At 68.1% G+C, this 24,978-nt stretch carries 25 protein-coding genes; 12 read left to right on the top strand and 13 right to left on the bottom strand.

Going from position 1 to position 24,978, the window contains the following annotated elements; translation table 11 throughout:
- Window positions 1-5 precede the first annotated feature (5 nt).
- Entirely contained in the window at window positions 6-893 is an 888-nt protein-coding gene (locus K0O62_RS05185; RefSeq protein WP_073856993.1) for an NYN domain-containing protein, read from the top strand.
- A gap of 5 nt (window positions 894-898) precedes the next feature.
- Here the strand turns inward: K0O62_RS05185 and K0O62_RS05180 are convergent, their stop codons facing one another.
- Window positions 899-1,090, bottom strand: coding sequence for a hypothetical protein (locus tag K0O62_RS05180; protein WP_131817407.1), 192 nt, complete (start codon window positions 1,088-1,090; stop codon window positions 899-901).
- Window positions 1,091-1,242: 152 nt separating this feature from the next.
- Here K0O62_RS05180 and K0O62_RS28860 point away from each other — a divergent pair, with 152 nt between their 5' ends.
- Window positions 1,243-1,377 (top strand): hypothetical protein, encoded by a 135-nt coding sequence (locus K0O62_RS28860; RefSeq protein WP_264002368.1) that lies wholly within the window; start codon window positions 1,243-1,245, stop codon window positions 1,375-1,377.
- 20 nt (window positions 1,378-1,397) lie between these two features.
- Here K0O62_RS28860 and stpK7 read toward each other — a convergent pair whose 3' ends face one another.
- Both stpK7 and K0O62_RS05170 read right to left on the bottom strand, forming a co-directional pair.
- A complete protein-coding gene (gene stpK7 / locus K0O62_RS05175) occupies window positions 1,398-3,158 on the bottom strand; it encodes a serine/threonine protein kinase StpK7 (RefSeq protein WP_073856995.1) in 1,761 nt (586 codons plus the stop codon).
- Between the two features lie 85 nt (window positions 3,159-3,243).
- Window positions 3,244-4,566, bottom strand: a complete 1,323-nt coding sequence (locus K0O62_RS05170; RefSeq protein ID WP_165636993.1) for a DUF4407 domain-containing protein — start codon at window positions 4,564-4,566, stop codon at window positions 3,244-3,246.
- A gap of 170 nt (window positions 4,567-4,736) precedes the next feature.
- Here K0O62_RS05170 and K0O62_RS05165 point away from each other — a divergent pair, with 170 nt between their 5' ends.
- From K0O62_RS05165 to K0O62_RS05125, 9 genes are all read left to right on the top strand, one after another.
- Complete coding sequence (locus K0O62_RS05165) at window positions 4,737-7,100, top strand: lysylphosphatidylglycerol synthase transmembrane domain-containing protein (protein WP_073856997.1); 2,364 nt, start codon at window positions 4,737-4,739, stop codon at window positions 7,098-7,100.
- A 67-nt stretch (window positions 7,101-7,167) separates the two neighbouring features.
- The gene (locus K0O62_RS05160; RefSeq protein ID WP_073857177.1) at window positions 7,168-7,641 is read left to right on the top strand and encodes a TspO/MBR family protein; all 474 of its coding nucleotides are present in this window, start codon (window positions 7,168-7,170) and stop codon (window positions 7,639-7,641) included.
- Between the two features lie 79 nt (window positions 7,642-7,720).
- On the top strand, window positions 7,721-8,041 hold the full coding sequence (locus tag K0O62_RS05155; RefSeq protein ID WP_234800142.1) for a hypothetical protein: 321 nt from the start codon (window positions 7,721-7,723) through the stop codon (window positions 8,039-8,041).
- Window positions 8,042-8,161: 120 nt separating this feature from the next.
- On the top strand, window positions 8,162-10,147 hold the full coding sequence (locus K0O62_RS05150; RefSeq protein WP_073856998.1) for an acyltransferase family protein: 1,986 nt from the start codon (window positions 8,162-8,164) through the stop codon (window positions 10,145-10,147).
- 166 nt (window positions 10,148-10,313) lie between these two features.
- Complete coding sequence (locus tag K0O62_RS05145) at window positions 10,314-11,081, top strand: SDR family NAD(P)-dependent oxidoreductase (RefSeq protein ID WP_073856999.1); 768 nt, start codon at window positions 10,314-10,316, stop codon at window positions 11,079-11,081.
- A gap of 194 nt (window positions 11,082-11,275) precedes the next feature.
- Complete coding sequence (locus K0O62_RS05140) at window positions 11,276-12,466, top strand: lipid-transfer protein (protein ID WP_073857000.1); 1,191 nt, start codon at window positions 11,276-11,278, stop codon at window positions 12,464-12,466.
- Window positions 12,463-12,912 (top strand): MaoC family dehydratase N-terminal domain-containing protein, encoded by a 450-nt coding sequence (locus K0O62_RS05135; protein ID WP_073857001.1) that lies wholly within the window; start codon window positions 12,463-12,465, stop codon window positions 12,910-12,912. The genes K0O62_RS05140 and K0O62_RS05135 overlap by 4 nt, the downstream gene beginning before the upstream one ends.
- Entirely contained in the window at window positions 12,909-13,325 is a 417-nt protein-coding gene (locus K0O62_RS05130) for a MaoC/PaaZ C-terminal domain-containing protein (protein ID WP_073857002.1), read from the top strand. Before K0O62_RS05135 ends, K0O62_RS05130 begins: the two co-directional genes overlap by 4 nt.
- Window positions 13,326-13,442: 117 nt before the next feature.
- Window positions 13,443-14,627, top strand: a complete 1,185-nt coding sequence (locus tag K0O62_RS05125; RefSeq protein WP_073857003.1) for a TetR/AcrR family transcriptional regulator — start codon at window positions 13,443-13,445, stop codon at window positions 14,625-14,627.
- Window positions 14,628-14,844: 217 nt separating this feature from the next.
- Here K0O62_RS05125 and K0O62_RS05120 read toward each other — a convergent pair whose 3' ends face one another.
- A complete protein-coding gene (locus tag K0O62_RS05120) occupies window positions 14,845-15,789 on the bottom strand; it encodes an alpha/beta hydrolase (RefSeq protein ID WP_073857004.1) in 945 nt (314 codons plus the stop codon).
- A 179-nt stretch (window positions 15,790-15,968) separates the two neighbouring features.
- Between K0O62_RS05120 and K0O62_RS05115 the strand changes: the two genes are divergently transcribed.
- Window positions 15,969-16,796: an SDR family NAD(P)-dependent oxidoreductase gene (locus K0O62_RS05115; protein ID WP_073857179.1), complete on the top strand. Its 828-nt coding sequence runs from the start codon at window positions 15,969-15,971 to the stop codon at window positions 16,794-16,796.
- A gap of 68 nt (window positions 16,797-16,864) precedes the next feature.
- Here K0O62_RS05115 and K0O62_RS05110 read toward each other — a convergent pair whose 3' ends face one another.
- Genes K0O62_RS05110 through K0O62_RS05070 form a run of 9 tightly spaced genes read right to left on the bottom strand, consistent with a single transcriptional unit; the run spans window position 16,865 to window position 24,972 of the window.
- Window positions 16,865-17,353 (bottom strand): CAP domain-containing protein, encoded by a 489-nt coding sequence (locus tag K0O62_RS05110; protein ID WP_073857005.1) that lies wholly within the window; start codon window positions 17,351-17,353, stop codon window positions 16,865-16,867.
- A 14-nt stretch (window positions 17,354-17,367) separates the two neighbouring features.
- A complete protein-coding gene (locus tag K0O62_RS05105) occupies window positions 17,368-17,742 on the bottom strand; it encodes a DUF732 domain-containing protein (protein WP_073857006.1) in 375 nt (124 codons plus the stop codon).
- On the bottom strand, window positions 17,712-18,266 hold the full coding sequence (locus K0O62_RS05100; RefSeq protein WP_234800143.1) for an Rv1363c family protein: 555 nt from the start codon (window positions 18,264-18,266) through the stop codon (window positions 17,712-17,714). The genes K0O62_RS05105 and K0O62_RS05100 overlap by 31 nt, the downstream gene beginning before the upstream one ends.
- Window positions 18,267-18,276: 10 nt before the next feature.
- Window positions 18,277-18,825 (bottom strand): Rv1363c family protein, encoded by a 549-nt coding sequence (locus K0O62_RS05095; protein WP_073857008.1) that lies wholly within the window; start codon window positions 18,823-18,825, stop codon window positions 18,277-18,279.
- Window positions 18,792-20,231 carry an MCE family protein gene (locus K0O62_RS05090; RefSeq protein WP_073857009.1) on the bottom strand — a complete coding sequence of 480 codons (1,440 nt, stop codon included), beginning with the start codon at window positions 20,229-20,231 and terminating at the stop codon, window positions 18,792-18,794. Before K0O62_RS05090 ends, K0O62_RS05095 begins: the two co-directional genes overlap by 34 nt.
- Before the next feature lies 1 nt (window position 20,232).
- On the bottom strand, window positions 20,233-21,378 hold the full coding sequence (locus K0O62_RS05085) for an MCE family protein (RefSeq protein ID WP_073857010.1): 1,146 nt from the start codon (window positions 21,376-21,378) through the stop codon (window positions 20,233-20,235).
- A 2-nt stretch (window positions 21,379-21,380) separates the two neighbouring features.
- On the bottom strand, window positions 21,381-22,640 hold the full coding sequence (locus K0O62_RS05080) for an MCE family protein (RefSeq protein WP_073857011.1): 1,260 nt from the start codon (window positions 22,638-22,640) through the stop codon (window positions 21,381-21,383).
- Window positions 22,640-23,935 carry an MCE family protein gene (locus tag K0O62_RS05075; RefSeq protein WP_073857012.1) on the bottom strand — a complete coding sequence of 432 codons (1,296 nt, stop codon included), beginning with the start codon at window positions 23,933-23,935 and terminating at the stop codon, window positions 22,640-22,642. Before K0O62_RS05075 ends, K0O62_RS05080 begins: the two co-directional genes overlap by 1 nt.
- Complete coding sequence (locus K0O62_RS05070; RefSeq protein ID WP_073857013.1) at window positions 23,932-24,972, bottom strand: MCE family protein; 1,041 nt, start codon at window positions 24,970-24,972, stop codon at window positions 23,932-23,934. Before K0O62_RS05070 ends, K0O62_RS05075 begins: the two co-directional genes overlap by 4 nt.
- Between the last annotated feature and the right edge of the window lie 6 nt (window positions 24,973-24,978).

Genomic DNA, 24,978 nt, shown 5'->3' with positions numbered 1-24,978 from the left:
GGGTCATGACAGACATCGCCGCCGCTCGGGTCGCGGTCTATCTCGACTTCGATAACATCGTCATCTCGCGATATGACCAGGTAAACGGGCGCAATTCTTTTCAACGCGACAAAGCCAAGGGTCTGGAGGCCGCGCGCTTGGACCGCGCGACCGTTGATGTCGGCGCGGTACTGGACTTCGCATCCTCGTTCGGGACACTCGTGCTCACCCGGGCCTACGCGGACTGGTCGGCGGAGGTGAATGCCGGCTACCGCCGGCAGCTGGTGGGCCGAGCCGTCGACCTGGTCCAACTGTTCCCCGCGGCCGCCTACGGTAAGAACGGCGCCGATATCCGGCTGGCTGTCGACACGGTCGAGGACATGTTCCGGCTACCCGATCTGACCCACGTGGTGATCGTGGCCGGCGATTCGGACTACATCCCGTTGGCCCAGCGCTGCAAACGGCTCGGCCGTTATGTGGTGGGCATAGGAGTGGCGGGGTCATCGAGCCGCGCGCTGGCCGCCGCGTGCGATGATTTCGTCGTCTACGACGCCCTGCCGGGGGTGCCGGTATTCGAACCTGAACCCGTTGCCGAGCCGAAGAAGCCGGCTAGACGCTCCAAGAAGGTCGAGCCCAGCGAACCAGAACCAGAACCAGAAACCGAGGCCGAACCGGACCCACAACCCGCCGCCACCGCGCTGCTGACACGCGCCCTGCGAATCGGCCTGGAAAAGGACGACGTGGACTGGCTGCACAATTCGGCGGTGAAGGCCCAGATGAAGCGAATGGACCCATCGTTCAGCGAAAAGTCTTTGGGTTTCAAATCTTTCAGTGATTTCCTGCGCTCCCGCGCCGATATCGTCGAACTGGACGAAAGTTCGACGACCCGGATGGTACGGCTACGCACCGATTGAGAAAATCAGATTCCAAGCCCTGCGCCGCCCTCGGAACTCCACCGCGACTCGGCGCAATCCTCATCCCACTGGGCCGCGCGGCGGCGTTTTCCGGCACGCACGATGTCGAGCAGCGTGACCCGATCGATCTTCGGCTTCTGCGGGCCCATGTCGGCGTGGTTGCCGATGACTCGGGCACCGGTGATGTGTGTCGTCATGATCATCTCTCTGCCGGCCGGGCGTGAAATTCGCGAACTCGCAATTAAATTCACTCGGCCGTATCTCCAGTCAACGCCGCGCCCAGGGTGGTGTCAACGTGTATCGTCGAGGGACAGGGACCGCTACAGGCCCCCTCATCGAAGGGGCCATCATGGCCGACAAGTCTCCACGTCAGAGCATGACCAGGAAATCCGGCAAGTCCTTGAAAGAGAAGCGGGCAGCCAAGCGCGCGGACTCGGCAGGCCGTTCAGCGGCCGATGACGCACTCAATCTCAAGAAGCGCTGACCGATCCGGGACAACGTTGACTAACGTTGGGCCCCGTTGATCTTCGGGTCGGCGATGATCCCGCGCTCGACCCCCCACATGGTCGCGATGGTCTTGTACTCCCCGGTCTCGACCAGATGCTCCAGAGCGCGCAGCAGCGACCCGGCCAACTCCGAGCCCTTGGCGACCGGCCACCCGTAGGGAGCCGAGTCGAACACCGAACCCGCCGGTACCAGCGCCCCACCCGAGAGCTTGATCGCGAACCCGGTGACCGGTGAATCCGCGGACATGGCATCGATGTCCCCGGCGATCAGCGCGGCGGTCACATCGTCCTGGCGGGCGAAGACCACCTTCTCGATCGGCGCCAGCCCGGCCGCCACGCACTCGTCGCTCTTGGCCGGGATCTCCACGGTCTCCTGAATCACGCTGTTCGCCACACCAACCCGCAGACCGCATGCGGCGGACGGGTCGACCGAGGAGTCCTTGCGCTGCGCCCACAGCGTGCCCGCCTCGAAGTAGGTGACGAAGTCGACCACCTTCTGCCGGTCCAGGGTGTCGGTGACCGACGACATGCCGACATCGAGTGAACCGTCCCGCACCGCCGGCAGGATGTCGTCGAACTCCGTCTCCCGGTACTCCGGGGACAGGCCCATGGTGCGGGTGACGGCATCCATCAGGTCGACGTCGAAGCCGACGATCTCCCCATCGGAGTTGGTGAACTCGTTGGGCGCGTACGGAACATTGACCCCGATCACCAGCTTGCCGGCTTCGCGGATGTCGGCGGGCACGCCGGCCGCGATGGCCGGCACCGCACCGTCGGGCCAGTCCTGCGCCGACCGCGAATCCCACCACATCCACGCCGCCACCGCACCGGCGCCGACCACCGCCAGCACCCCCGCCGCCAGCAGGGCCCGTTGCGGCAGACGGCCGGTGCGCCGGCCGGCCGGGCGCGCCGCGGTATGCCGGCCCGAGCCGGTGACCCGCACCGGCGCCGTCAACGCACGCCGCGCGGCGGCCGCCAACTCGGCACCGGTCTGGTACCGCTTGGCCGGCTTCTTGGCCATGCCCTTCTCGATGACCTCGTCGAAAGGGGCAAGGCGCGCATTGGATTCCGACGGCTTCGGCGCCGGCGACACCATGTGCCCGGCGATCTGCTGCTCCAGACTGTCGGCCGGATAGGGCCGTGCCCCGGTGAGGCATTCGTAGAGCACACAGGTCAGCGCGTAGGTGTCGGCACGTGCGTCGGCGAACCCACCGTCGAAGCGTTCCGGGGCCATGTAGGCCAGCGTGCCCAAGGTGCTGCCGGCCGTCGTCATGCCCGATTCGCCTGCGGTGCGGGCCAACCCGAAGTCGATCAGGTAGGCGAAGTTCTGTTTCGTCAGCAAGATGTTCGACGGCTTCACGTCGCGGTGGATCAGGCCGAGTTCGTGAGCGGCGTCCAAGGCGGAGGCCACCTGCTCGACGATCTGCACCGCGAAGGCCGGGTCCAGCGGCTTACCGGTCTCCGACAGCATCGCCCCGAGCGTGCGGCCCTCGATGAGCCGCATGTCCAGATAGAGCCGTCCGTCGATCTCGCCGTAGCCGTGGATCGGCACCACATGCGGGTCGTTGACCCCGGCCGCGGCTTGCGATTCGCGCCGGAACCGCTGCTGGAACACGGCATCCTGGGCGAGCTGGGACGGCAGCACCTTGAGCGCGACGACGCGATCGGTCTTGGTGTCGTAGGCCCGGTAAACCTCGCCCATCCCGCCACGGCCGATCAACTCCTGGAGCCGATAGTGCCCGAAGGGTGTCGCGTCCACCGGTTTTCCTCTCGGTGCGGCCTCCGGGCGTCGATACGTCGATCGAAGTTACATCACAATCGGCAAAAATGTCATGGACAGACAGTTAGGCCGGCGGCAGCTGACGGGGGCCGTCCGCCTCGCCGATCCCCCGGGCGTCGGCGGATCCGTCGATCACGACGCCCCGATGCGACTCGATCCGCGGCGCAGAGACGTCCACCCATTCGCGTTCCGTCGTCAACTGCGGCTGATCCCCGCCCTCGGTCTGCACCGTCACCCGATGCGTGCGCCGCATCGTGAAGTGGAACTCCTCGGTCTCCTCGAACACCTGCCGCAGTGGCTTGGTCGCCATGCGGGTGACACCGCCGATCGCACCGCTGACAACCGGCGGCACGAACGGCCGCATGAACCGCACCGCGGCCTTGGTGATGTCCGGGATGATCGGCACCGGGTTACCGCGGCGCGGTTCCAGTTCTTTTCCGGCGGGCCTCTCCACCGGCTCGGCCACCACCGGCTCGGGCTGCCCGAGCACCTCCGCCACGCGACGACGCTGCCGTTCGGCGTCGATCTCGTTCTGCGCCGCGACGGCCATCCGGGCACTGTTCAATTCCTGCTCGGCCCACAGCTGTTCGACCTGTGCGCGCACCTCGGCCCGCTTCACCGCGATCGCGGTGTCGGCCGCCGACTCGGCCTCCTGCGTCGTCGCGCCCTGCCAGCGCTTCAGCAGCAGCGGCAGCAGCGCCAGCAGGACGAACAAGCCGAAGACCAACACCCGCAACACCAGCGGGCCCGGATGCTCGAGGGTGTAGCCGTTCATCGCCTGCCACCGGGCGCCCAGTCCCCCGGTCAGCGCGGCGTCCCGGGCCTGCGCCAGCGCCTGCTCACCGGCGCGCACCTCGGCGTCCAGGCCGGCGATCCGGCTGTCCCGGTCGGCGATCGCGGTGTCGAGTTCGCGTTGCGCGTCCCCCAGGAAATCGTTGGCGGTGCGCGCCTCGGGCCCGGTGCCGGGCACCCCGGTGATGCGGCCCTTCGGGCACTGCGCCGACGGATTCACCTCGCAGCGCGCCACCACGAGCGCGTTGTCGCGGTGCTGATCGGCCCGCGCGACCGCCGCATCCAAGCCGGCCCGGTCCTGGCGGGCCTGCGCCAGCGCGGTCGCCGCGGCCTCGGTGGCCGGGGAGGACTGTCCGGCCAGGCGGGCGTCGATCGCCGCGCTGAAGATGACCACGGCGGCGAGTTCACCGAGCACCGCCCCGAGAGCAACCCCGACCGCCAGGCGGGGCACCAGCGGTGCCGTTGTGCGAGCGATGCCCCGCGCCACAGCGCCGAACAACACGCCGACGGCCAGTCCACCGGCGATCACCGCCGGCACCGGCCACGTTGTCGACGCCGACAGGGCCAGCCCGCTCACCACCGCCGCTATCGCCACTACCAGCAGTTCAACTATTCGATCGCCACGCATTGAGGCTCCAAAGTGTCTGATCTGTGCTGTGCGCCACGCGGAATCCCACACGCCGGCTGCGAATACCCGCATACTCTCACAGCTCGTAACGCTTCGCTTCGCACGCGCAACGTCGCCGCCCGGTTACTTTGGTCCCCGTGCGAGTCGACGGTCGGGACATCAGCGTCACCGGCAGCCTGTTGCAACCGCTGACCCGTCGGACCAACGAGATCCTGCGGGTGGTGCTGTCGGCGGTGGCGCTTGCCGTTGTCATCACCAGCTCGCTGATCACCCGCAACGACTGGGTGGCGCTGGAGCGTTCGGTCTCCGAGATCATCGGCGTGCTCACCCCCACCCAGTCCAACCTGGTCTATCTCGCCTATGGCGTGGCCATCCTGGCGCTGCCGTTCGTCATCCTGGTCCAGCTGATCATCGGCAGGCACTGGACGCTGCTGGCCGCCTACGCCGCGGCCGGCGTCCTGGCCGTGCTGGCGCTGTCGATCAGCGGCCGGGGTATCGCCGCGCCGCAATGGCACTTCGATCTCGGTGACCGCCTGGACACCCAGCTGTCCCAGTTCCTGGACGACCCACGCTGGATCGCCCTGCTCGCCGCGGTGCTCACGGTGTCCGGGCCCTGGCTGTCGCGGCGGCTGCGCCGCTACTGGTGGACGCTGCTGCTGGCGTTCGTACCGATCCATCTGTTCGTCAGCGCGGTGGTTCCGGCCCGCTCGCTGCTGGGGCTGGCGGTCGGCTGGTTCGTCGGCGCCCTGGTGGTGTGGGTGGTCGGCACCCCGGCGCTGGAGGTCCCACTCGACGGCGCCGTCCGGGCGCTGAGCCGGCGCGGATTCGTGGTCTCCGCGCTCGCGGTGATCCGCCCGCCCGGGCCCGGCCCGCTGGTGATGGCGGCGACCGGGCCGGACAACACCGCCGTCGTCGAGCTGTACGGACCCAACCAGCGCAGCGGGGGCGCGCTGAGCCAGCTGTGGCGCAAGTTCCGGTTGCGCGCCGACGAGACCGCGCCGCTGCACGCCTCGATGCGCCGCGTCGTCGAGCACCGCGCGCTGATGGCCATCGCGATCGACGACCTCGGATTGTCCAACATCTCCTCGGTGACGGTGAACGCGTTGGACCGTGGCTGGACGTTGTTCGCCCGCAAGCCCGCCCGTGGGGTGCCGCTGAGCGCCGAGGCCGCCCCGGTGGCCGACGTCTGGCAGGCCCTGCGCACGCTGCACCAGAATCAGATCTCGCACGGCGACCTGTGTTGCGGCGAGATCACCGTGCATGACGGCCGGGTGCAGTTCGGCGGCTTCACCAACGCCGAGTACGGGGCCACCGACGCCCAGCTGCAATCCGATATCGCCCAGCTGCTGGTGACCACCTCTGCGATGTACGACCCGGCCTCGGCGGTGGCCGCCGCGATCGACGCGTTCGGCACCGAGACCGTGCTGACCGCCTCCCGGCGACTGACCAAAACGGCTGTGCCGGCCCGCATCCGCGACTCGGTGCCCGACGCCAAGGCCGTCATCGCCGCGGCCCGGGAACAGGTGCAGCATCAGACCGGGGCCGACCAGATCCGCACCGAGACCATCACCCGGTTCACCCGGGTACAGGTCATCCAGCTGGTGCTGTGGGTGGCGCTGGTCTACGTCGCCTATCCGTTCATCAGCACCGTGCCCGCCTTCTTCGACGAATTGAGCAACGCCAACTGGTGGTGGGCGCTGCTCGGTCTGGCCGTGTCGGGCCTGCGCTACCTCGGCGCGGCCGGTGCGCTCTGGGCGTGCGCGGACGGGCTGGTGCGCTTCCGTCACCTGGCGATCATGCAGATCGCCAACACCTTCGCCGCGACCACGACGCCCGCCGGCGTCGGCGGTCTGGCATTGAGCACCCGGGTGCTGCAGAAGGGCGGGCTTTCCACCATGCGCGCCACCGCCGCCGTCACGCTGCAGCAGAGCGTGCAGGTGATGGTCCACGTGCTGTTGCTCATCCTGTTCACCGCCATCGCGGGCACCTCGGCGAACCTGCAGCACTTCGTGCCGAGTGCGACCGTGCTGTATCTGGTGGCCGGTGTCGCGCTCGGTCTGGTGGGTGTCTTCCTGGCGGTGCCGAAGCTGCGGCACTGGTTGTCCTCGGCGGTGCGGCCGAAGCTGCAGGAGGTCAAGACCGACCTGTGGGAGCTGTCCCGGGCACCCAAGCGGCTCGGGCTGATCGTCTTGGGGGCGGCCGGAACGACTCTGGGCTCGGCGCTGGCGCTGTGGGCCAGCATCGAGGCGTTCGGCGGGGACACCTCGTTCGTGACCGTGACGGTGGTGACCATGATCGGCGGCACCCTCGCCTCGGCCGCGCCCACCCCCGGCGGTGTCGGGGCGGTCGAGGCCGCGCTCATCGGCGGTCTGGCCGCGTTCGGTGTGCCCGCGGCGATCGCGGTGCCCGCGGTGCTGCTCTACCGGGTACTGACCTGCTGGCTGCCGGTCTTCGTCGGCTGGCCGGTGATGCGGTGGCTGACCCGCAACGACATGATCTGAGGGTTTGCCGACTGCGCAATCCGGATACTTGGTGGGGACCCCCGACCCGCACATCCTGGAGTGTCCCTTGCAGATCAAGACGCTGGCCCCGACCGCACTCGCCGTCGCCGTGACGGGATTGGTCGGCGGGATCGCCACCAAGCCCGCCGTCGAGTCGGCCTGGTACGCCAAGCTGCGCAAGCCGCCGTTCCAGCCTCCGCGCCAGGCGTTCCCGATCGCATGGACCTCGCTGTACGCCGATATCGCCGTGGTCTCCGCGGCCACCCTCGACGAGGCCCCACCGGAGTTGCGGCGCGGCTACATTCGCGCTCTCGCGGTCAACCTGGTGCTCAACGGCGGCTGGTCGTGGCTGTTCTTCAACCGGCGCAAGCTCGGCGCCTCGGCCGTCACCGCCGGACTGCTCGCCGCCAGCAGTGCCGACCTGACCCGCCGGGCGGTTGCGGTGCGTGGCGCCAAGGCCGCCCCGCTCGGGTTGTACCCACTGTGGTGCACCTTCGCCACCGTGCTGTCCACCAGTATCTGGGCGCTCAATCGGCGCTGAGCGGCCGAAAAACGTGTCATTCGTCAATTCCGGGTGCACCGGTCGTCTATCGTTGCTCGACACAACCCAGGGAGTTCGCGTGTTGAAGACGATCGCAGCGGCCGGAGCCGCAACATTTCTGATGTCGGTGGCGCTGGCGCCGGCCGCCAATGCCGCGCCGTCGGTGTGGGTGATGCCCGACCTGCAGGGCATGAACCTGGCCAAGGCGCAGGAGTTGTACTCCTCGACGGTCGGCGAGAGCGGTCCCTGGCTGGAGTACATCAGCAACGCCGGCCCGTACGCCGGGTCGGTGCGCTCGCTGTCGGTCTGGCAGGTCTGCAAGCAGTCGCCGTCGCCGGGCCGCAAGATCAACGCCAAGTCCTGGACGGCGGTTGCCGTCAACCGACCGGGGCAGTGCTAGCAGCCCGGTAGTACCGCGCTGAGCAGCTTGACTGCTCCTCCTGGCTGACGTCCCGTTATGCTCTCTGCGGCGTACGCGCGTGCCTGAGATCGGGCCGGCAACGAGCCAGGACTCTCCACCTTGCAGATAACACAGCTCACCCCCGTACCCGTCGCGCCGGTCGCCCGGCGGACCCGCCGCGATCTGGACGTGCTCGCGGCCGTCGCCGTCGTCCTGGTCATCGTCGGGCACTTCTGGCTGGGCCGGGTCTCCGCCGGGGTCGATGTGCTGCTGGTGCTGGCCGGCTACTACGTCGGCGCCCGGGTGCTGCGGCGCACCGACGGTTCGGTGGGCACCGAGATCTGGTGGTGGGCGCGGCGCGTGATCCCGGCGCTGGTGCTGCTGCTCAGCGCATCCGCCGGGTTGACGCTGGCGGTCCAGCCGCAGACCCGGTGGGAGGCGTTCGCCGAACAGACCCTGGCCGGCCTGGGCTTCTATCAGAACTGGCTGTTGGCGACGACCGCCGCGGACTATGCACAGGCCGAGGAGACCGTCACCCCGCTGCAGCATCTGTGGGCGCTGTCGGTCGCCGCCCAGGTACTGCTGGCCTTCCTGCTGCTCGCCTGGCTGATCCGCCGCCGCGCCGCACTGGTGGTGGTCGTCGCCGCGGCGGCCGCCGGTTCGATGGTGTGGGCGTTCCTGCAGCACTCCGACAACCAGACCCTGGGTTACTACAGCAGTTTCACCCGGGCCTGGGAGGTGCTCGCCGGTGTCCTCGCGGCGTTCGCGGTCGGCCGCGTGCGGTGGCCGGGGTGGCTGAGCCGGGTGGCGGCGGCGGCGGGGCTGATCGCGGTCGTCGCGGCCGGCATCCTGGCCGACGGCGTCATCGACTACCCCGGCCCGTGGGCGCTGGTCCCGGTACTCGCGACGGTGTTGATCATCCTCGCCGGGTCGGCGGCGGGCGACGGGGCGCCGGCCTGCGCCGGGTGGGCGGGCTGGGCGTTCGCCCTCTACCTGTGGCACTGGCCGCTGCTGATCTTCTGGATGGCGCACACCAACAACGACACCGTCGGTGTCAGTGAGGCCACCGCGATCCTGCTCGTGGCCGCCGCAGCCGCCTGGGTGACCTGGCGCTGTGTGGACACCCGGTGGTGGCCTGCCTGGCATCCGATCCTGACCGGCACCGTCACCGCCTGTCTGATCGTGGCGCTGGCGGTCGGCTCGCTGGGCTGGCGCGGTCACGTCGAACGCGTCCGCGACAGCGGCTCGGAGCTGACGGCGCTGACGCTGCGTGACTACCCGGGCGCCCTGGCACTGACCGAGGGCCGCAAGACCCCCCGGTTGCCGGTGCGGCCCACCGGGTTGGAGGCACCCGACGACGTCCCGCCGACGACGCTCGACAAATGCCTGGCCAACTTCAGCGGCGAAGAGGTGGTCACCTGCGTGTACGGGGATCCGTACGCGACCCGCACCATCGCCCTGGCCGGCGGATCGCATTCCGAGCATTGGGTGACCGCACTGCACGTGCTGGGCCGCCAGCACGGTTTCCGGGTCGTCACCTACCTGAAGATGGGCTGCCCGCTGACCACCGCGGAGGTGCCGATCATCGCCGGGCCGTTCACCCCGTACCCGTCGTGCCGCACCTGGTCGGACAATGCGCTCGCACAGATCATCGCCGACCGCCCCGACTACGTGTTCCTGACCACGACGCGCCCGGTGCTCGACGGTCCCGGTGACTACGTCCCGGACTACTACCTGGGGGTGTGGGAGGAGCTGTCCGACAACGGCCTCCAGATCCTGGGCATGAGGGACACTCCGTGGATGCTGCGCGAGGGCCGGTTCTTCTCTCCGGTGGACTGCCTGGCAGCCGGGGACGACCCGGACACCTGCGGGCTGGCGCGCGAAGAGGCCCTGCGGGACCGCAATCCGACGCTGGCCTACGCGGCCGCCTTCCCGATGATGCGCCTGCTCGACCTGTCCGATGCGGTCTGCCGGCCGACCATCTGCCGGGCCGTCGAGGGCAACGTGCTGATCTACCACGACACCCACCACCTGTCCGGAACCTATGTGCGCACCATGGTCGACGAACTCGGCAGGCAGTTGGCGGACGCCACCGGTTGGTGGTGACCCCCTCTCGCGTCGACGCGTCGGCGTCCGGAGTATCTCGCTGCACCCCCATGTGATAGAACTGGAATTAACAAACCCGTTCGCCGCCATGGCGAGCGAGCGCCGCGTACCCCTGTCCACAGATGGGGCAGGACGCTGAATACGTTGCCCGACACAGGGAGTCATCGTGAGTGAAAAGTCGTATGCCATCGTGGTCGGCGGCGCGTCGGGGATCGGCGCCGCCACCGCCCACACTCTCGCCGATCACGGGTACGCGGTCGTCATCGGTGACCGCAACGCCGATGCCGCCGCGGCGGTGGTCGAACAACTCAGCGGCGACGGCCATGTCGCCGCGGCGGTCGACATCGCCGACGAGGACAGCGTCACAACGTTCTTCGATACGGTGACCCAGCGCGACGGCCGGTTCGAGATCGCGGTGAACTGCCCCGGCATCACCGCCCTGGGCCTGGTGACCGAACTGCCGGTGGCCAAGTTCCGCCGGGTCGTCGACGTCTGCCTGACCGGCGCCTTCCTGGTGATCCAGCACGCCGCGCGCCACATCGCCGACGGCGGCGCGATCATCACGCTGAGCTCGCTGAACGCCCGCCAGCCCGCCATCGGGATGAGCGCCTACTGCTCGGCCAAGGCCGGTCTGTCGATGCTGACCCAGGTCGCCGCGCTGGAGTTGGCTCCGCGGGTGCGGGTCAACGCGGTGGCCCCCGGGCTGGTGCACACACCGCTGACCTCCGGGGCGCTCGGCGTCGACGGCGTGCAGAGCGAGTACGTGGAGAACATCCCACTGGACCGGCCGGGCACCCCCGACGAGATCGCCGAAGCCATCCTGTATCTGGCTCGGGCGCAATGGATCACCGGCGAGGTGCTCGACCTCAACGGCGGCGCGCACATGATGCGCTACCCCAATGTGCACGGCCACTTCGAACGGGCCTCGGGCTAGGCAGCTCACACCACCCATCACTACGCCGAGGATCGCAGCCACCTACTGGCCACGATCCTCGGCGTAATCGTTTGCCCCCACGGATTGTTATCGACAGTATCGGCCAATGGCGTGCCGACACTGTTGATCTCATGCGCAAATACGTCGTATAGTTATTTTCAATTCTGTACAAATCCGATCAGGTAAGGGTGAATATGAGCCGCGCTGTATGTATCGCGGGGGTCGGGATGACCCCCTTCGCCAAACCGGGCAAGAGCGCCGACTACCAGGAGATGGGCGCCAACGCCGCCCGCGCGGCCCTCGCCGACGCCGGCCTGGACTACGCCAAGGTCGAACAGGCCTACGTGGGTTACGTCTACGGTGACTCGACGTCCGGCCAGGCGACGCTGTACCACCTTGGGCTGTCGGGCATTCCGGTGGTCAACGTCAACAACAACTGCTCGACGGGATCCTCGGCGCTGTGGCTGGCCCGCCAGGCCGTCGCCTCCGGAGTCGCCGAGTGTGTGATCGCGCTGGGCTTCGAGCAGATGCGCCCGGGTGCGCTGGCCGCGGTGTGGGACGACCGGCCGAGTTCCACCGGGAAGTTCGAGGAAGTGGCGATGAGCCGCCCCGGAGCCGATCCGAAGGCGCCGATGGCCGCACAGCTCTTCGGCGGCGCCGGCGTCGCGCACATGGAGCGCTTCGGCACCAAACCCGAGACGTTCGGCCGCATTTCGGTGAAGGCACGTCAGCACGCCGCCCGTAACCCGCTCGCGGTGTTCCGCGACACGGTCACCCTCGACGAGGTGATGTCCTCGCCGACCATCTGGGGTCCCCTGACCCGGTTGCAGTGCTGCCCGCCCACCTGCGGCGCGGCCGCCGCCATTGTGTGCAGCGATGAGTTCGCGGCCGCGCACGGCATCGACCAGGCCGTCCACATCCGAGCACAGTCGCTGGTCACCGACCTTCCCGGCGCGTTCGACGGCGACGATATGCGCCGCGTCGTGGGCTACGACATGTCCGCCAAGGCCGCCAAGGACGTCTACGAGGCCGCCGGCGTTGGGCCCGAGGACATTCCGGTGGTCGAACTGCACGACTGCTTCACCACCAACGAACTGATCACCTACGAAGCCCTGGGCCTGACCCCGGAGGGCACCGCCGAGAAGTTCATCCTCGACGGCGACAACACCTACGGCGGCCGTGTCGTCACCAACCCGTCCGGCGGGCTGCTGTCCAAGGGACACCCGCTCGGCGCCACCGGACTGGCCCAGTGCGCCGAACTGGTCTGGCAGCTGCGCGGCCAGGCCGGCGACCGCCAGGTCGAAGGCGCCCAGCTGGCGCTGCAGCACAACCTCGGACTCGGCGGCGCGTGCGTCGTCACCCTCTACGAAAGGACCGCCCGATGAGCGCTGAATCTCTCAAGGGTTATCAGTGGCCGGAGAGCACCGTCGATGTCGAACGCGGCCGAGTTGCCATGTTCGCCAAGGCGATCGGTGAATCCGACCCGATCTACTTCGACGTCGAGGCGGCCCGCGCTGCGGGGCACCCGGACCTGCTGGCGCCGCCGACCTTCGTGTTCGGGCTCGACCTGGAGCATTCCGACACCCTGGGTGTCCTGGAGGCCAACGGGGTGGACGTGTCCTCGGTGCTGCACGGTGAGCAGCGGTTCACCTATCACCGCGAGGTGCACGCCGGCGATCAGCTCACGCTGACCGCCGAATTCACCGACTACTTCTCGAAGAAGAACGGCGCCTTGGAGTTCCTGGTGCGCCGGTCGCAGCTGACATCGGGTGGCGAACTCGTCGCCGAGATGGAAAGCGTGTCCGTCATCCGGAATGGAGCACCGTCGTGACCACTGATACCACCACTGTCGAGGTCGGAACCCAGCTTCCGCCGCTGGCCATCGAGCCGATCTCGCGCACCACGCTGGCACTGTTCGCCGGGGCCTCGGGCGACCACAACGCGATCCACATCGACATCGACGCCGCCAAGGCCGCCGGGTTCGATGACGTGTTCGCGCACGGCATGCTGTCGATGGCGTTCCTGGGCCGGCTGATCACCTCGTGGGTGCCGCAGTCCCGACTCCGGGCGCTGAGCACCCGCTTCACCTCGATCACACCGGTTCTCGCCCAGCCCACGTGCACCGGAACCGTGGTGAGCATCGATGACGTCGACGGCGAGCAGCGCGCGACCATCGAACTGGCCATCACCCTGGCCGACGGCACCGTGACCCTCAGCGGCGAAGCCGTGGTCGCCGTCAACTGATCCGCCCGAGCACTGCTGAGCGGTAGCCCGGCAAACCTGGAAGAGTGAACTATGATTATGGTTCACTCTTCCAGGACCGGGCTACCGCCGGATTCCAGTACAGGGAGGAACGCCGGAGTGGCGCAACCCGTTCGACAACACGCGCGGAGCTCGGTACGCAAACTGCAGCTGTCCCAGGCTGCCGCGCGCCTGTTCACCGAACGCGGCTATCACAACGTCAGCATGGACGACGTCGCCTCCGCGGTCGGGCTCACCGGACCGGCCCTGTACCGGCACTTCCGCAAGAAGCACGACATCCTGGCGCAAGCCATCTCCGAACAACTGGCCGCCGTCGAGGCCGTGGCCGCGGCGGCCGTCGAAGCCGACCTCGATCCCGAGCAGCGCGCGGCGAAGTTCCTGTCCGAGCTGGCCGATCTGGTGCTGGAGCGCGAAGAGGTCCTGCTGTGGAAGCGGGAGCGGCGTCAACTCTCCGACAGCGAGCAGGAACAGTTCCGGCTCAAACTGCAGCACGTGCTGCGGCTGACGGTCCAGGCACTCGGGCTCGGCGACGACCAGGAAGCAGGCGGCGTGGCCGAACTGCGGGCCTGGAGTGTGCTGGGCGTCTACTCCAGCGTGGCGACCGCACGCAAGCGGATGGACGACGCGGCAGCCAAACGCATCCTGCTGTCCTCGGCCGACGCCATATTGCGGTGTGAACTCAACGGTGCCGTCACCGCCTCCGCTCCCCCGGCCCCGATCCAACGGCGCCCGCCGGGGCGGCGCGAGCGCATCCTGGCCACCGCGACCCGACTGTTCCACGCGCAGAGCTATCACGCCGTCGGGATCGAGGAGATCGCAGGCGAATCCGACACCGCGATCGCCACGTTCTACCAGTACTTCAACGGCAAGGCCGAACTTCTGCAGGCGGTACTGAACCGCGGCGCCGAAGGCCTGCACTACGTGACCAACCACCGGCTGCCGGCCGCGACCACGCCCGACGAGGCCATCGACGTGATCGCCTGCACCCTCATCGAACTGGCGCTGGGCCCGCATCAGCCGATCCTGGCGATCCTGGCCGCGGACCTCGTCTACCTGCCGGAGCAGGCCCAGGAGGCCATCCGGATCAGTGAGCGCGAATACATCGAGGAGTGGGTGGCCGCGATCCAGGCGGTCCGCCCGGACGTGTCGGTGCCGCACGCGCGACTGCTGGCCCAGGCATCCATCGGGATGGTCACCGACATCACCCAGACGGTCAGCATGCGTAACCGGGCCGGCATCGCCAATGAGCTGCACCGCCTGGTCGGCGCGGTATTGACCGCCTAGCCGCTGGCCCATCGGGGCGCGGCGATCGCCGCACGCCCGCAGGCGATTTCGGCCGACGGCACGATCTGCGGCGCAGACCGCGGGTGCGAACGCCGCCGACGACGGCCCGACAGCTGCCACCGCCATCTCGATCCGACGGCACGCCGGAGCTCCAGGCTGCCGCCAGGGTAGGTGACCATGATCAACATGTGTCGCTCCTCTTGCAGTGGGCGGAACGTCAGCGAAGTACGCCGCGCACGAAGTCGCCGATCTCGGCGGCGGCGCGCTGTGCACGTGGCATGTAGGCGGTGAACATCGTCCAGGCGTGACACACCCAGGAGTAGACCGACAGGGTCGACGGCGAGCCGCCCCGCCGTAGCGCGTCGTGCAGCATCTTCGCGTCGTCGAGGAGCACCTCACGCTCGCTGACCAGGATGAGGGTCGCCGGCAGGCCGGCGAGATCACCGAACACCGGTGACGCCAGTGGATCTCGCGGATCGTGACCCTGCAGGTAGGCGACGGCCAGCGACTTGACCGAGCGGCGCGAGATCGCCGTGTCGGTGCCGGCCTGGGTGTCGAAGCTGTCCCCGGACGCGGTGAAGTCGGCCAGCGGGGACATCAACACCGCCCCGGCCGGCAGCGGCCCGCCGTTCTCCCGGGCGCGGATCAGCGACGCCATGGTGAGACCGCCGCCCGCGGAATCTCCGGCCAGCACCCACCGGTCTCCGAAGTTCTGCGCCGCCCAGCCCATGACCGCCTCGGCATCCTCGACCGCCGCCGGGAAGGGCGCCTCCGGCGCGCGGCGATAGTCGGGCACCACGACCGGGTGGCCGCTCGCGGCCGAGATCGCGGCGGCCACACCGCGGTAGCCATATGCCGAGCCCATCACGTAACCGCCGCCGTGCAGCCAGACGACGGCGGCGCTGTCGTCCACCACTCCGGCGGAGACCCGCAATGCGGGCACTCCCCCGGCGGACACCTCGGTCACCGTCACGTCGGTGGGCAGCCCCTGGCCGATCATCATGTCGTCGAGGTTCTGCCGCATGACCTCCAGCGGGCGGCGCCCGTCGCCGAATACCTCGCGCAGTTCACCGTCGGCGCGCTGCAACGCCTCGGCGTCGGCCTGCGTCCAAACGGGCTCGGTCCACTCCGGCTCGGTCCCATCAGGCCCGGTCAGCGCCATACTCGAAACACCACCTACCCTCGCCACCAGCGAGTCGATATGAGAAGAATTGAAACTAACTATATTCCGATAATAACTAGTCAACAAGACATTGACTGTCCAATTTGATGAAGTTAGCCTTCACATGCGAGCTGTTGATCCGGGCACCGCAGCCCGGACGAACCAACACGAGGAACGACATGCCCCGACTCTCTGACAAGATCGCGCTGATCACCGGTGCCACCACGGTGGAGCCCGGTGGGCTGAACATCGGCGGCGCCGCAGCCACCCAACTGGTCGCCGAAGGCGCCCGGGTGGTGCTGGCCGACATCAACATCGACGGCGCTTCGGCGCTGGCCGATCGGCTCAACGAGCAGCACGGCCCGGACGTCGCCGTCGCGGTGCACGTCGATCTGCGCGACGAGGCCGCGATCCGCGATCTGGTTGCCACCGCGGTGTCCAGCTACGGCGGGCTCAACGTGCTGTTCAACATCGCCGGCGTCTTCCCCGCCGGTGACGGTGATGTCGCCACCATGCCGATCGAGGTGTGGGACGACGTGATGGCGGTGAACCTCCGCAGCGCCCTGCTCACCACCAAACACGCACTGCCGCATCTGCTGTCCGGCGGCGGTTCGATCGTCAACACCGCCTCCACGCACGCCTTCGCGGGTGACACCAGCCTCACCGGGTACGGGGCCACCAAGGCCGCACTGCTGGCGCTGACCAAGTACACCGCGACCCAGTACGGCGCCGAGGGCGTGCGCTGCAACGCCATCTGTCCCGGCACCACCACGACTCCTCCGGCCCAGCAACTCCCGGAGGCCATCAAGGACGTGTACCGCCGCCACACGCCGGCGCGCGATCTCAACGGGCCCGACGACCTGGCCAAGGTGTACGCCTTCCTCGCCTCCGACGACTCGCGCGGCATCAACGGCGAGACCATCCGCGTCGACGGCGGGCTGCTGGCCCATCAGCCGTTCGTGCCGGACATGAACGCCCTGGGCGCCGCGACCGCGACCTCGCAGTAGCTGCGACTTGTGGAGTCTTACCCGGAACCAGGACACCGGAACCAGTACGGGTAAGACTCCACAAACCGCTAAGCGGGGCTGCCGTAGACGGCCACGACCACCGTGCGGTCCCAGCTGTTCTCCGACCACACGCCGATCCGGGTGTGCGCGCAGTCGGCCATGATCGCCTTGTACGCGGGGTTGTGGTACCAGAGGTTGAGCAGCTCGACACCGCTGATCGCCAGCGCCGGATGGATCGCGACGGTCTCGGCCACGGTCCCGGCGAATCCAGCGTTGGCCGCCCGCTGCTGGGGCGTGGACCCGTCGGATCCGATATCGCCACCCAGGCTGCGGTTGTTCATCAGATCCTTCGCGTGCCATTCCGCGGCCAGCAGCAGCTTGGGTTCGACCTTCAGCTCGTTGTCGCAATCGGCCTGCCGCTGCACGGCATAGATGTTGTCGACCACGCTGCTGTTGAATCTGCGGTTATCCGCCTGCGCCGACGGTGCTACCGCCAACGCGGCGGCCGTCAGACCGACCACCGCGGACGAGACTCGAACTGCCAGTGATTGCACCATTGATTCCTTAGGGGTCAGGGCGTGGGCCGGTAGCCTGCGGCCGAGTCGCGCAGCGGTCCGATCTGCGCCGGGCACAGTTCACCTGCCGCCTGGGTGATCAGATAGGAGGCGTGGAACTCGTCGGTGGTGTGGAAGTCGGTCTTCACCTCGGCCATCAGGTCGCTGTACCCGACGCCCTGGGCGAGCTTGTCGCAGAGCCGATTACCGTATGCCAGCGCCGCGTCGGCATTGGCGAAGTCGTAGCCCGGGCGGACCGTGACATTGACCAGATACGCGACCGCGTCGGCGTGCGCGGGCGGTGCCGCCACCACCCCGGCCCCCACCATGAGGCCCGCGGCCGTCGCGGTCAGGGCCCGGCTCAGAGGGGTTGGAAGTCTGAAATCAGCCATGTGTCCCCGACCTTCTCCATATCGACGTGGGCACTGGACTGGGTGTCGGTCGGCGGGTCTGCGCCGATCGTGGTGGTCTGGTTGATGTACACCAGCACCTGGGCCCGATCGGTATCCGCGAACACCAAGGCCGCGGCGGGCACGGTGGCCACCGCCGAGATGCGCTTCTGCTCGGCTCCCGGGATCACCACATCATTGATGAGGGTGGTGTACTCCGCACGGAAGTTCCCGGTCATCCGTTCGCTCGCCGCGGTCAGATCCTCCCGCACGTGGTCGGCGCGGTAGGACAGCATCGCCGTCGCCCCCTCGGTTGCCGCCATCACCACTGTGGCCGACTCACCGCCGGACGGCGCGGCCGAACTCGCCTGCCATTTCAGGTATCCGACGCCGGCCGCCAGCGCCATCACCAGCAGCGGCAACACCAGGTAGGCGAGCGTCCGGGCGGTGCTGCGGCGCGGCTTCGCCGGCTCTACCGGCACCTCGACGACGTCGATTTCGGGGTCGGCTACTGCCAGGGTGCTCACTGATGTCTCCTCACGACACGAACTGGACATCGGAGACCTTCTCGGTGCCGCCACTGCTCTGGACGCCGATACGCATCCGCCAGGTACTCGGAACCTGTTCGGGCGCACCCTCGTTCGCCATCTTCACCGACATGACCACCAGAACCTGGGCGGTGTCACCGTCCTGGGACTCCAGCGCGACTGAGGTGACCGTGCCCTCCGATGTCGATTGGGCCTCTTTGACGACGTCGGCGAACGGCTCGGCACGTTTCTGGAAGTCCTCGTGGAACGTACCGGTCGACGATTGCAGGATGCGGTCGATATCCGCGTCGACGGTCTTATGGCCGATGGTGGTCAGGTTGATCGCACCTTGGCGGGCCGCCTGCACGAACCGGCTCTGCTGGGTGCTGTCCCGGTGTTCGTCGGCGATGCGGTAGCCGAGCCATCCACCGACCGCCCCCAGCGACAGCAGTGCGACGGCCCCGACAACGACCGCGGCCTTCAGACCCGGGTTCCGCTGCGGCACTGCGGTGTCCGTGGCGTCGGTCAGCCCGCCGCCGGTACCAGCATGCTCTGCCATGTTCTGCCTTCCGTCTGGTTACCCAGGTCGGCCTGGGTGTAGATCTGGCCGTCGGGGCCCATGTACTCCCCGGTGTTCGGGTCGTACTCCGCCACCGCGACCGGCGGAACCGGTGTCGGCGCCCCGGCGGCCGGTTCGGGCCGCAGTTGCGGTATGGCCTGACCGGACAGGGTGGCGTTCTGGTCACCCTTCCAGTTGAAGCCGTCGTTGAGCGGCACGTACTCCTCGTCGCTCTCACACATCCGCGCCGTCGGAGCCCGCTTGCCGGGCCGGTTGAGGCACGGGTAGTTCCGGTTGCCGCGCACCACATTCCAGGAATCCTGCGGGATCCTGCAGTACAGATCACCCGGCGGCAGGTCGGCCGTGGTCTCGGCGGCCGGCCCGAGCAGCTGGTCGGTGGGCAGGAACCCGGTGGTGCATGGCGGGGGCAGATTCAGGTTGAGGTTGAAGCTCACGTACAGTCCGGGCGTCTCGCGCCTGGAGTCCTTGTTCGCCAGCAACGCACCCTGCAGGCTGGCGACGACCTGGGGTTCCAGCACCAGCACCTGTTCGATGGCGGGCTGGTAGACCACCGCGACCTCGCCGATGCTGACCAGGTTGGCCATCAGCGTGGGCAACGTCGGCTTCAGCCGATCGAACAGGGCCCGGCCTTCATCGGTGGCGGCCGCGCCCTTTTCCAGCAGCCCGGCCACCGATTGGTCGGCGTCGCGGAGCTGACCGGTCAGATTCTTCAGATTCGAGGCCCACGCGTTGATCGACCGGGCGGTCTCGGCTTGAGAATCGAGCACCGGCCCGGCCTTGTCGATCAGCGCGAGCAGCGGGTCGAGGTTGGCCCGGGCGTCGATGGCGAGCTGGGTGGATCCCCGCACGATGCGGGACAACTCGGGTCCCAACCGGCCGACCGCGGTGTAGCTCTCGTCGATGACGGTCTTGACGTTGTCCCGCGGGATCGCCTGGATACCACGGTTGGTCGCGTCCAGCAGCTTGTTGATCGGCGGCGGGACGGTGGTCCGGTCCTCCGGGATCACATCGCCGTTCTTCAACATCGGCCCATCCGCGCTGCGCGGTACCAGGGCGACGAACTGTTCACCGATGGCCGAGGCACTGTGCACCTCCGCGGTGAGATCCGAGGGGATCGGCACATCGGAGTTCAGCGACAACACGGCCTCGACGCCGCCGTTATCGGTCAGCCGCACCGTGCTGACCCGTCCGACGTTGGTGCCGCGGTAGGAGACGTTGCCGCTCTGGTACAGCCCGGCGGCCTGCGGCAGCTGGACGGTGACCGTGTACTGGCCGACCCCGAACATGGCGGGCACCTGAACGTAGCTGAACGCCATGATGCCGCCGGCCACCAGCGCCACGACCCCGAAGAGGGCGAGCTGGAGTTTGATCCGCTTGGTCAACATGTCAGGGCCCCTGGTTGTACTGGTAGGGGGCGACGATCGGATTGCCCGCGGTGTACGGACTCGGCAACTGTCCGATGGTGCGTCCCCACTGCATCTCCAACTCGGTCAGGTCACCTTCGAAACGGGTGCCGTTGAGCAACCCGTCACCGAGCCGGCTCAGGGTGAGGTCGAAGATGACGTCGGTATTGAGGAAGTCGCCGCGGACGATCTTGTCGATGTTCTCGATGGGCCACGGCAGGGTCGCCAACAGACTCAAAGCCCGGGTCATATCCGGTCCGGCGTCCGCAAGTGACCCCAGAACCTTTCCTGTGGACTTGATTTCCGATACCAGGTTCTGCTTGGTCTGGTTGACCACGTCGGCGGTCAATGCGCTGAACTTGCCGAACCCGTCCACCGCTTCGGTGAGGTTCTCCCGGTGGTCGCTGAGCACCTTGACCGCGTCGGGAATCGTCTTCAGTGCGTTGTCCAGCACGGGCTGCTGTTCGGCGAGCTGACCGACCAGACCGTCGAAGCTCTCGGTGGCCGCGATGATGTCCCCGGTCTGGCCGTTGAGCCGCCCGACGAACAGGTCCATCTGCTCGATCAGGCTGCGCAGGTCACTCTCGCGACCGGCGAACGCGGTCGCCAGCGCCGCGGTGATGTCCTGCAGCTGACCGACGCCGCCACCGTTGAGCAGCAACGACAATGCCGACAACGTCTGGTCGGTGTTCGGGTAGGCGGCACCGGATTCCAGTGGGATCAACGCGCCGTCGCGAAGCTTGCCCTGCGGTTGCGCATCGACCGGCGGCGCCAGTTCGACGTGCAGCGATCCCAACAGGCTGGTCTGCCCGACGGTGACCGTCGCATTGGCCGGCAGATCGACATCACCGTTGAGCCGCATGGTGACCAGCGCGTGCCATCCCTCGCGCTCGATTCCGGTGATCGTGCCGACGTTGACGTCGCCGACCCGGACCCGTGAATTGGGTTCGATGGAACCGATATCCGGTAGCTGCGCGCGTACCACGTACGAGCCGTCGCCACCGCCCTGTGTGCCCGGCATGGGCAGCGAGTTCAGGCCGCGCCACTCGCATCCGGTGAGCGCCGTCGCGGCCACCAGCAGCACCGCGCCGAGCCCCTTGGCTCCGGGCTGCCATCGGAATGCTCTCATCGTCATCCTCCCGCTCCCGGCAGCAACATGCCCGGCAGGCCCGCGGCCGGATCGGTGGTCGCTGCGGCGGGCGCCTCCGCGATCGCCGGCGGCACGAAGTCCGGTCGTAACCTGTTCTCGCTGTAGGTGATCTCGTTGGGTCGCGCCGCCTGACCGACGAACAGGTTCTCGCCCAGCGGCGGGAAGTTCATCTGCCGGTTCTTGACGATCGGCGCGAGGTACTGCGCGCACAGCCGCGAGGAGTACGCACCGTTGATCCGCGACGCCGCCTCGATCGATCCGCACAGGAACTGCAGTGGGTCGGCGAGGTTGTTCACCGCGAGCATGCCGGTCAGCGCGCCCTGGGACGGCTGGTACACGTTGGCGAAGTTCTGCACGGCATTCGGGAACGCGTGCAGCGCCTGCTTCACGTCGTCGATGCCACCGTTGACCGCGGTGGTGATGGACGCCAGCCGTTCGGTGGCCAGACCCGCCGCCTCACCGTTTTCCTTCAGGAACTCGGTGGCCACACCGACCACCGAATTGAGGTCGTTGACCGCGGCGCTGACCGCACCGGGATCGTCGGCGAGCAGACCGGTGACCGTGGCCATGTTGCGGTTGAGCTGTCCGAGCAGATCCGAGCTGTCCTCCAGCGCGGACACCACCACCGAGAGGTTCTTCAAGCTGGCGAAGGCATCGTCGCTGTGATCGCCCAGCGCCGAGAGGGCCTTGCCCATCACGGTGACGGTCTCGCGGATGTTGGCGCCCTGCCCGCGCAGATTGTCCGCGGCGGTGTTGACGAACTGTCCGAGCGTGCTCACACCACCCGGTTCGGTCGGCTGCAGCGCATCGGTCAGCTTCTCCAATTGGGCACGCAGATCGTCCCATTCGAGCGGGACGGCGGTGCGCTCCTGCGGGATGACCGCGCCGTCATCGAGTGCCGGACCGGAGGTGTAGGCCGGTGTCAGCTGAATCGCCCTGGCGGTGACCAGCTGCGGCGACACGATGACGGCCTTCGCCTCGGCCGGCACGGTGACACCGCGGTCGACGTAGAAGGTGACCTTGACCTGTTCGGGTTGCGGCTCGATGCCGGCGACCGCCCCCACCGGGACGCCGAGCACCCGGACCTCGTCGCCGACGAACAGCCCGTTGCTGTTGTCGAAGTACGCGACGAGGTTGGTGCGGCCGGCGTGGTTGAGCGCACGCAGGCCGAGCACGCCACCGGCGACCACCGCCACCGCCAGCGCCACGGCCAGACCGATGCGCAGAGTCGGCTTGCGCATCACTGTCCTCCGTCGGTGGGTTCACCTGGTGCGCGCACCAGGGTCGGTGTCGGGCCCTCGGTGGTCGGCTGCTGCCCCTCGGGCCACAGCGCGGGCGGCCCGGGCGACGGTCCGCCCGGCGGCGGTGCCGGCTCGGGCTCCCGGTACGGGTAGCGCGGGTCACCGGGTTTGCCGGTGATCGCATCGGGCAGGTTGGTGTGCGGTTCCCCGCCCTGACCGGTGCGCGGGTAGGGCAGCGGCAACGCGGGGGTACCGGCCTGGCCGGTCTGCGGATCCGTCAACGCCGACGGCGGAAGGACATTCGGGTCCAGGCCGAGATCGGAGAACGCCGAGTCGATGAACGGCTGGACGATCTGGCCGGGCAGGTTGGCCAGGTAGGCCTTGAAGAACGGCCCCGACCCGACCGTCTCCCCCAGCGCCATCGTGTACTGGTTGAGGTACTTCACCGCCAGCATGATGCGCTCCTTGCGGTTGTCCACGATGGTGAGGACCCCGTTGAGCTTGTCCAGCGCCGGGCGCATCTGCTGGCGGTTCTCGTCGATGAACGCCTGCAGCTGCTGGGCGAAGTTCGACAGGTTCCGCGAAATATGCTCCAGCGCCGAGCTTTGCGCGGTCAGCTCGGCAAGCAGCGCATTGCTGTTGGCGACGAGTTCGGCGATCTGGTCGGCCCGGGCCGACAGCACCTCGGTGGCCTTGCTGGCGTTGCTCAGCAGGTTGCGCAGCTGAGTGTCGCGCGCCCCGAGCGTCTCGGAGAACCTGCCCACACCCTGCACCGCGGCGCGCAGGTCCGGCGGCGTGTTCTGGAAGGTTTCGGCCAGCGTCGACAACGATCGCGAGACCGTGTCGGTGTCCAGCCCACTGATCGTCGCGGACAAGTCCCCCAACGCATCCGGCAGCTGGTACGGGGACTTGGTGCGGTCCATCGGAATGGTCTCGGACAGTCGACCCGGCCCGCGTGGGGTGACCTCCAGGACCTTGGACCCGAGCAGGCTCTTGGTCCTGATGTGCGCTTCGGTGAGGTCACCGAGGCGGATATCGTCGTCCACGTCGAAGTCCACCCGGACCTGGGCGCCGTCCAGCTTCACCGAGGACACCTGGCCCACCCGGAAACCGGCCACCTGGACCGGGGCTCCGGTCCGCAGGCCGCCGGCCTCCGCGAAGTAGGCCGAGTAGTCGTCGGTCGCGGTGCGAAACGGCAGCTTGTCGTAGTTCAGCGCGGCCACGGCGAGTCCGGTGGTCAGGGCGATCCCGGAGAGACCGATGAGGAACGTATTTCGTTCGGCGAAGGGTTTCATTTCGGCGCACACCGTCCTGTGGTCTGCTCGGCGAGTTTGACGTAGACCGGCTGTCCACCTTTTCCGTTCAGCTTCAGCGACAGCGAGCAGAGGTACTCGGGGATGAAGTCACCGCGGGTGCCGAGCCGGGCCAGCTTCTTGTAGGCGTCCGGCAGCATGTCGAGCAACCCGTCGAAGTACTCGTGGTCGGCGAGCACCAGCGAGGTCACCCGATCCGATTGTGCCACCGCTTCTTTCACCGGCTGACGAGCCTGGGTCAACAGGTCGGCGACGGTGGCGGACGCGGCGTTGGTGTAGGCGACCGCATTGGTGACGTCGGTCTTGCGTTCCTCCAGCCCGGCCACCAGCTCCGACAGCGAATCGACGGCCTTGGCGAACTGCTCGGTCTGCCCGCCGAACGTGCCCAGCACCACGTTGAGATTGCCGATGACCTGACCGATCAGCGCATCGCGGTCGGCCAGGGTGTTGGTCACCATCGACGCCTGGCTCAGGAACGAGCCGATGGTGGCGCCCTCACCCTGGAAGGCCTGGATCAGCGCGCTCGACAGGGTGTTGACCTGTTCGGGGTCCAACGCCCGGAACAGTGGACGGAACCCGCCGAGCAGGGTGTCGAGGTCCAGTGCGGGCTCGGTGCGGCTGACCGGGATGGTGCCGTTGGCCTTCAGCTGCTGGGTGTCTCCCGGACCGTCCAGCAGCGCCAGGTAACGGTCGCCGATCGGGTTCTCCCAGCGGATCTGGGCCTTGGTGCCCTCGGTGAGTACCAGCGAGGGATCAGCCGAGAACTCGACGATGGCGCGCGAGGCCGCCTCGTCGGAAACGTCGATCGAGATCTTCTTCACCTGACCGACCTCCACCCCGGCCACCCGGACGAAGTCGTCCACCTCCAGGCCGCTGACATCGCTGAACTCCGCCCGGTAGACCTGCTCATCGGAGAAACGCAGATTTGCGAAGATGGCCATCAATCCGAATAGCGCCATCAGGCAGGCCACTACGAACGCGGTCAGGTTGATGACCACCCGTCGCAAGCTGTTGTTCACTGCTGG

Source organism: Mycolicibacterium diernhoferi (assembly GCF_019456655.1).
GTDB lineage: Bacteria > Actinomycetota > Actinomycetes > Mycobacteriales > Mycobacteriaceae > Mycobacterium > Mycobacterium diernhoferi.
Note: the sequence above shows the minus strand (reverse complement) of the source record. Positions and strands in the feature narration are given on the sequence as shown.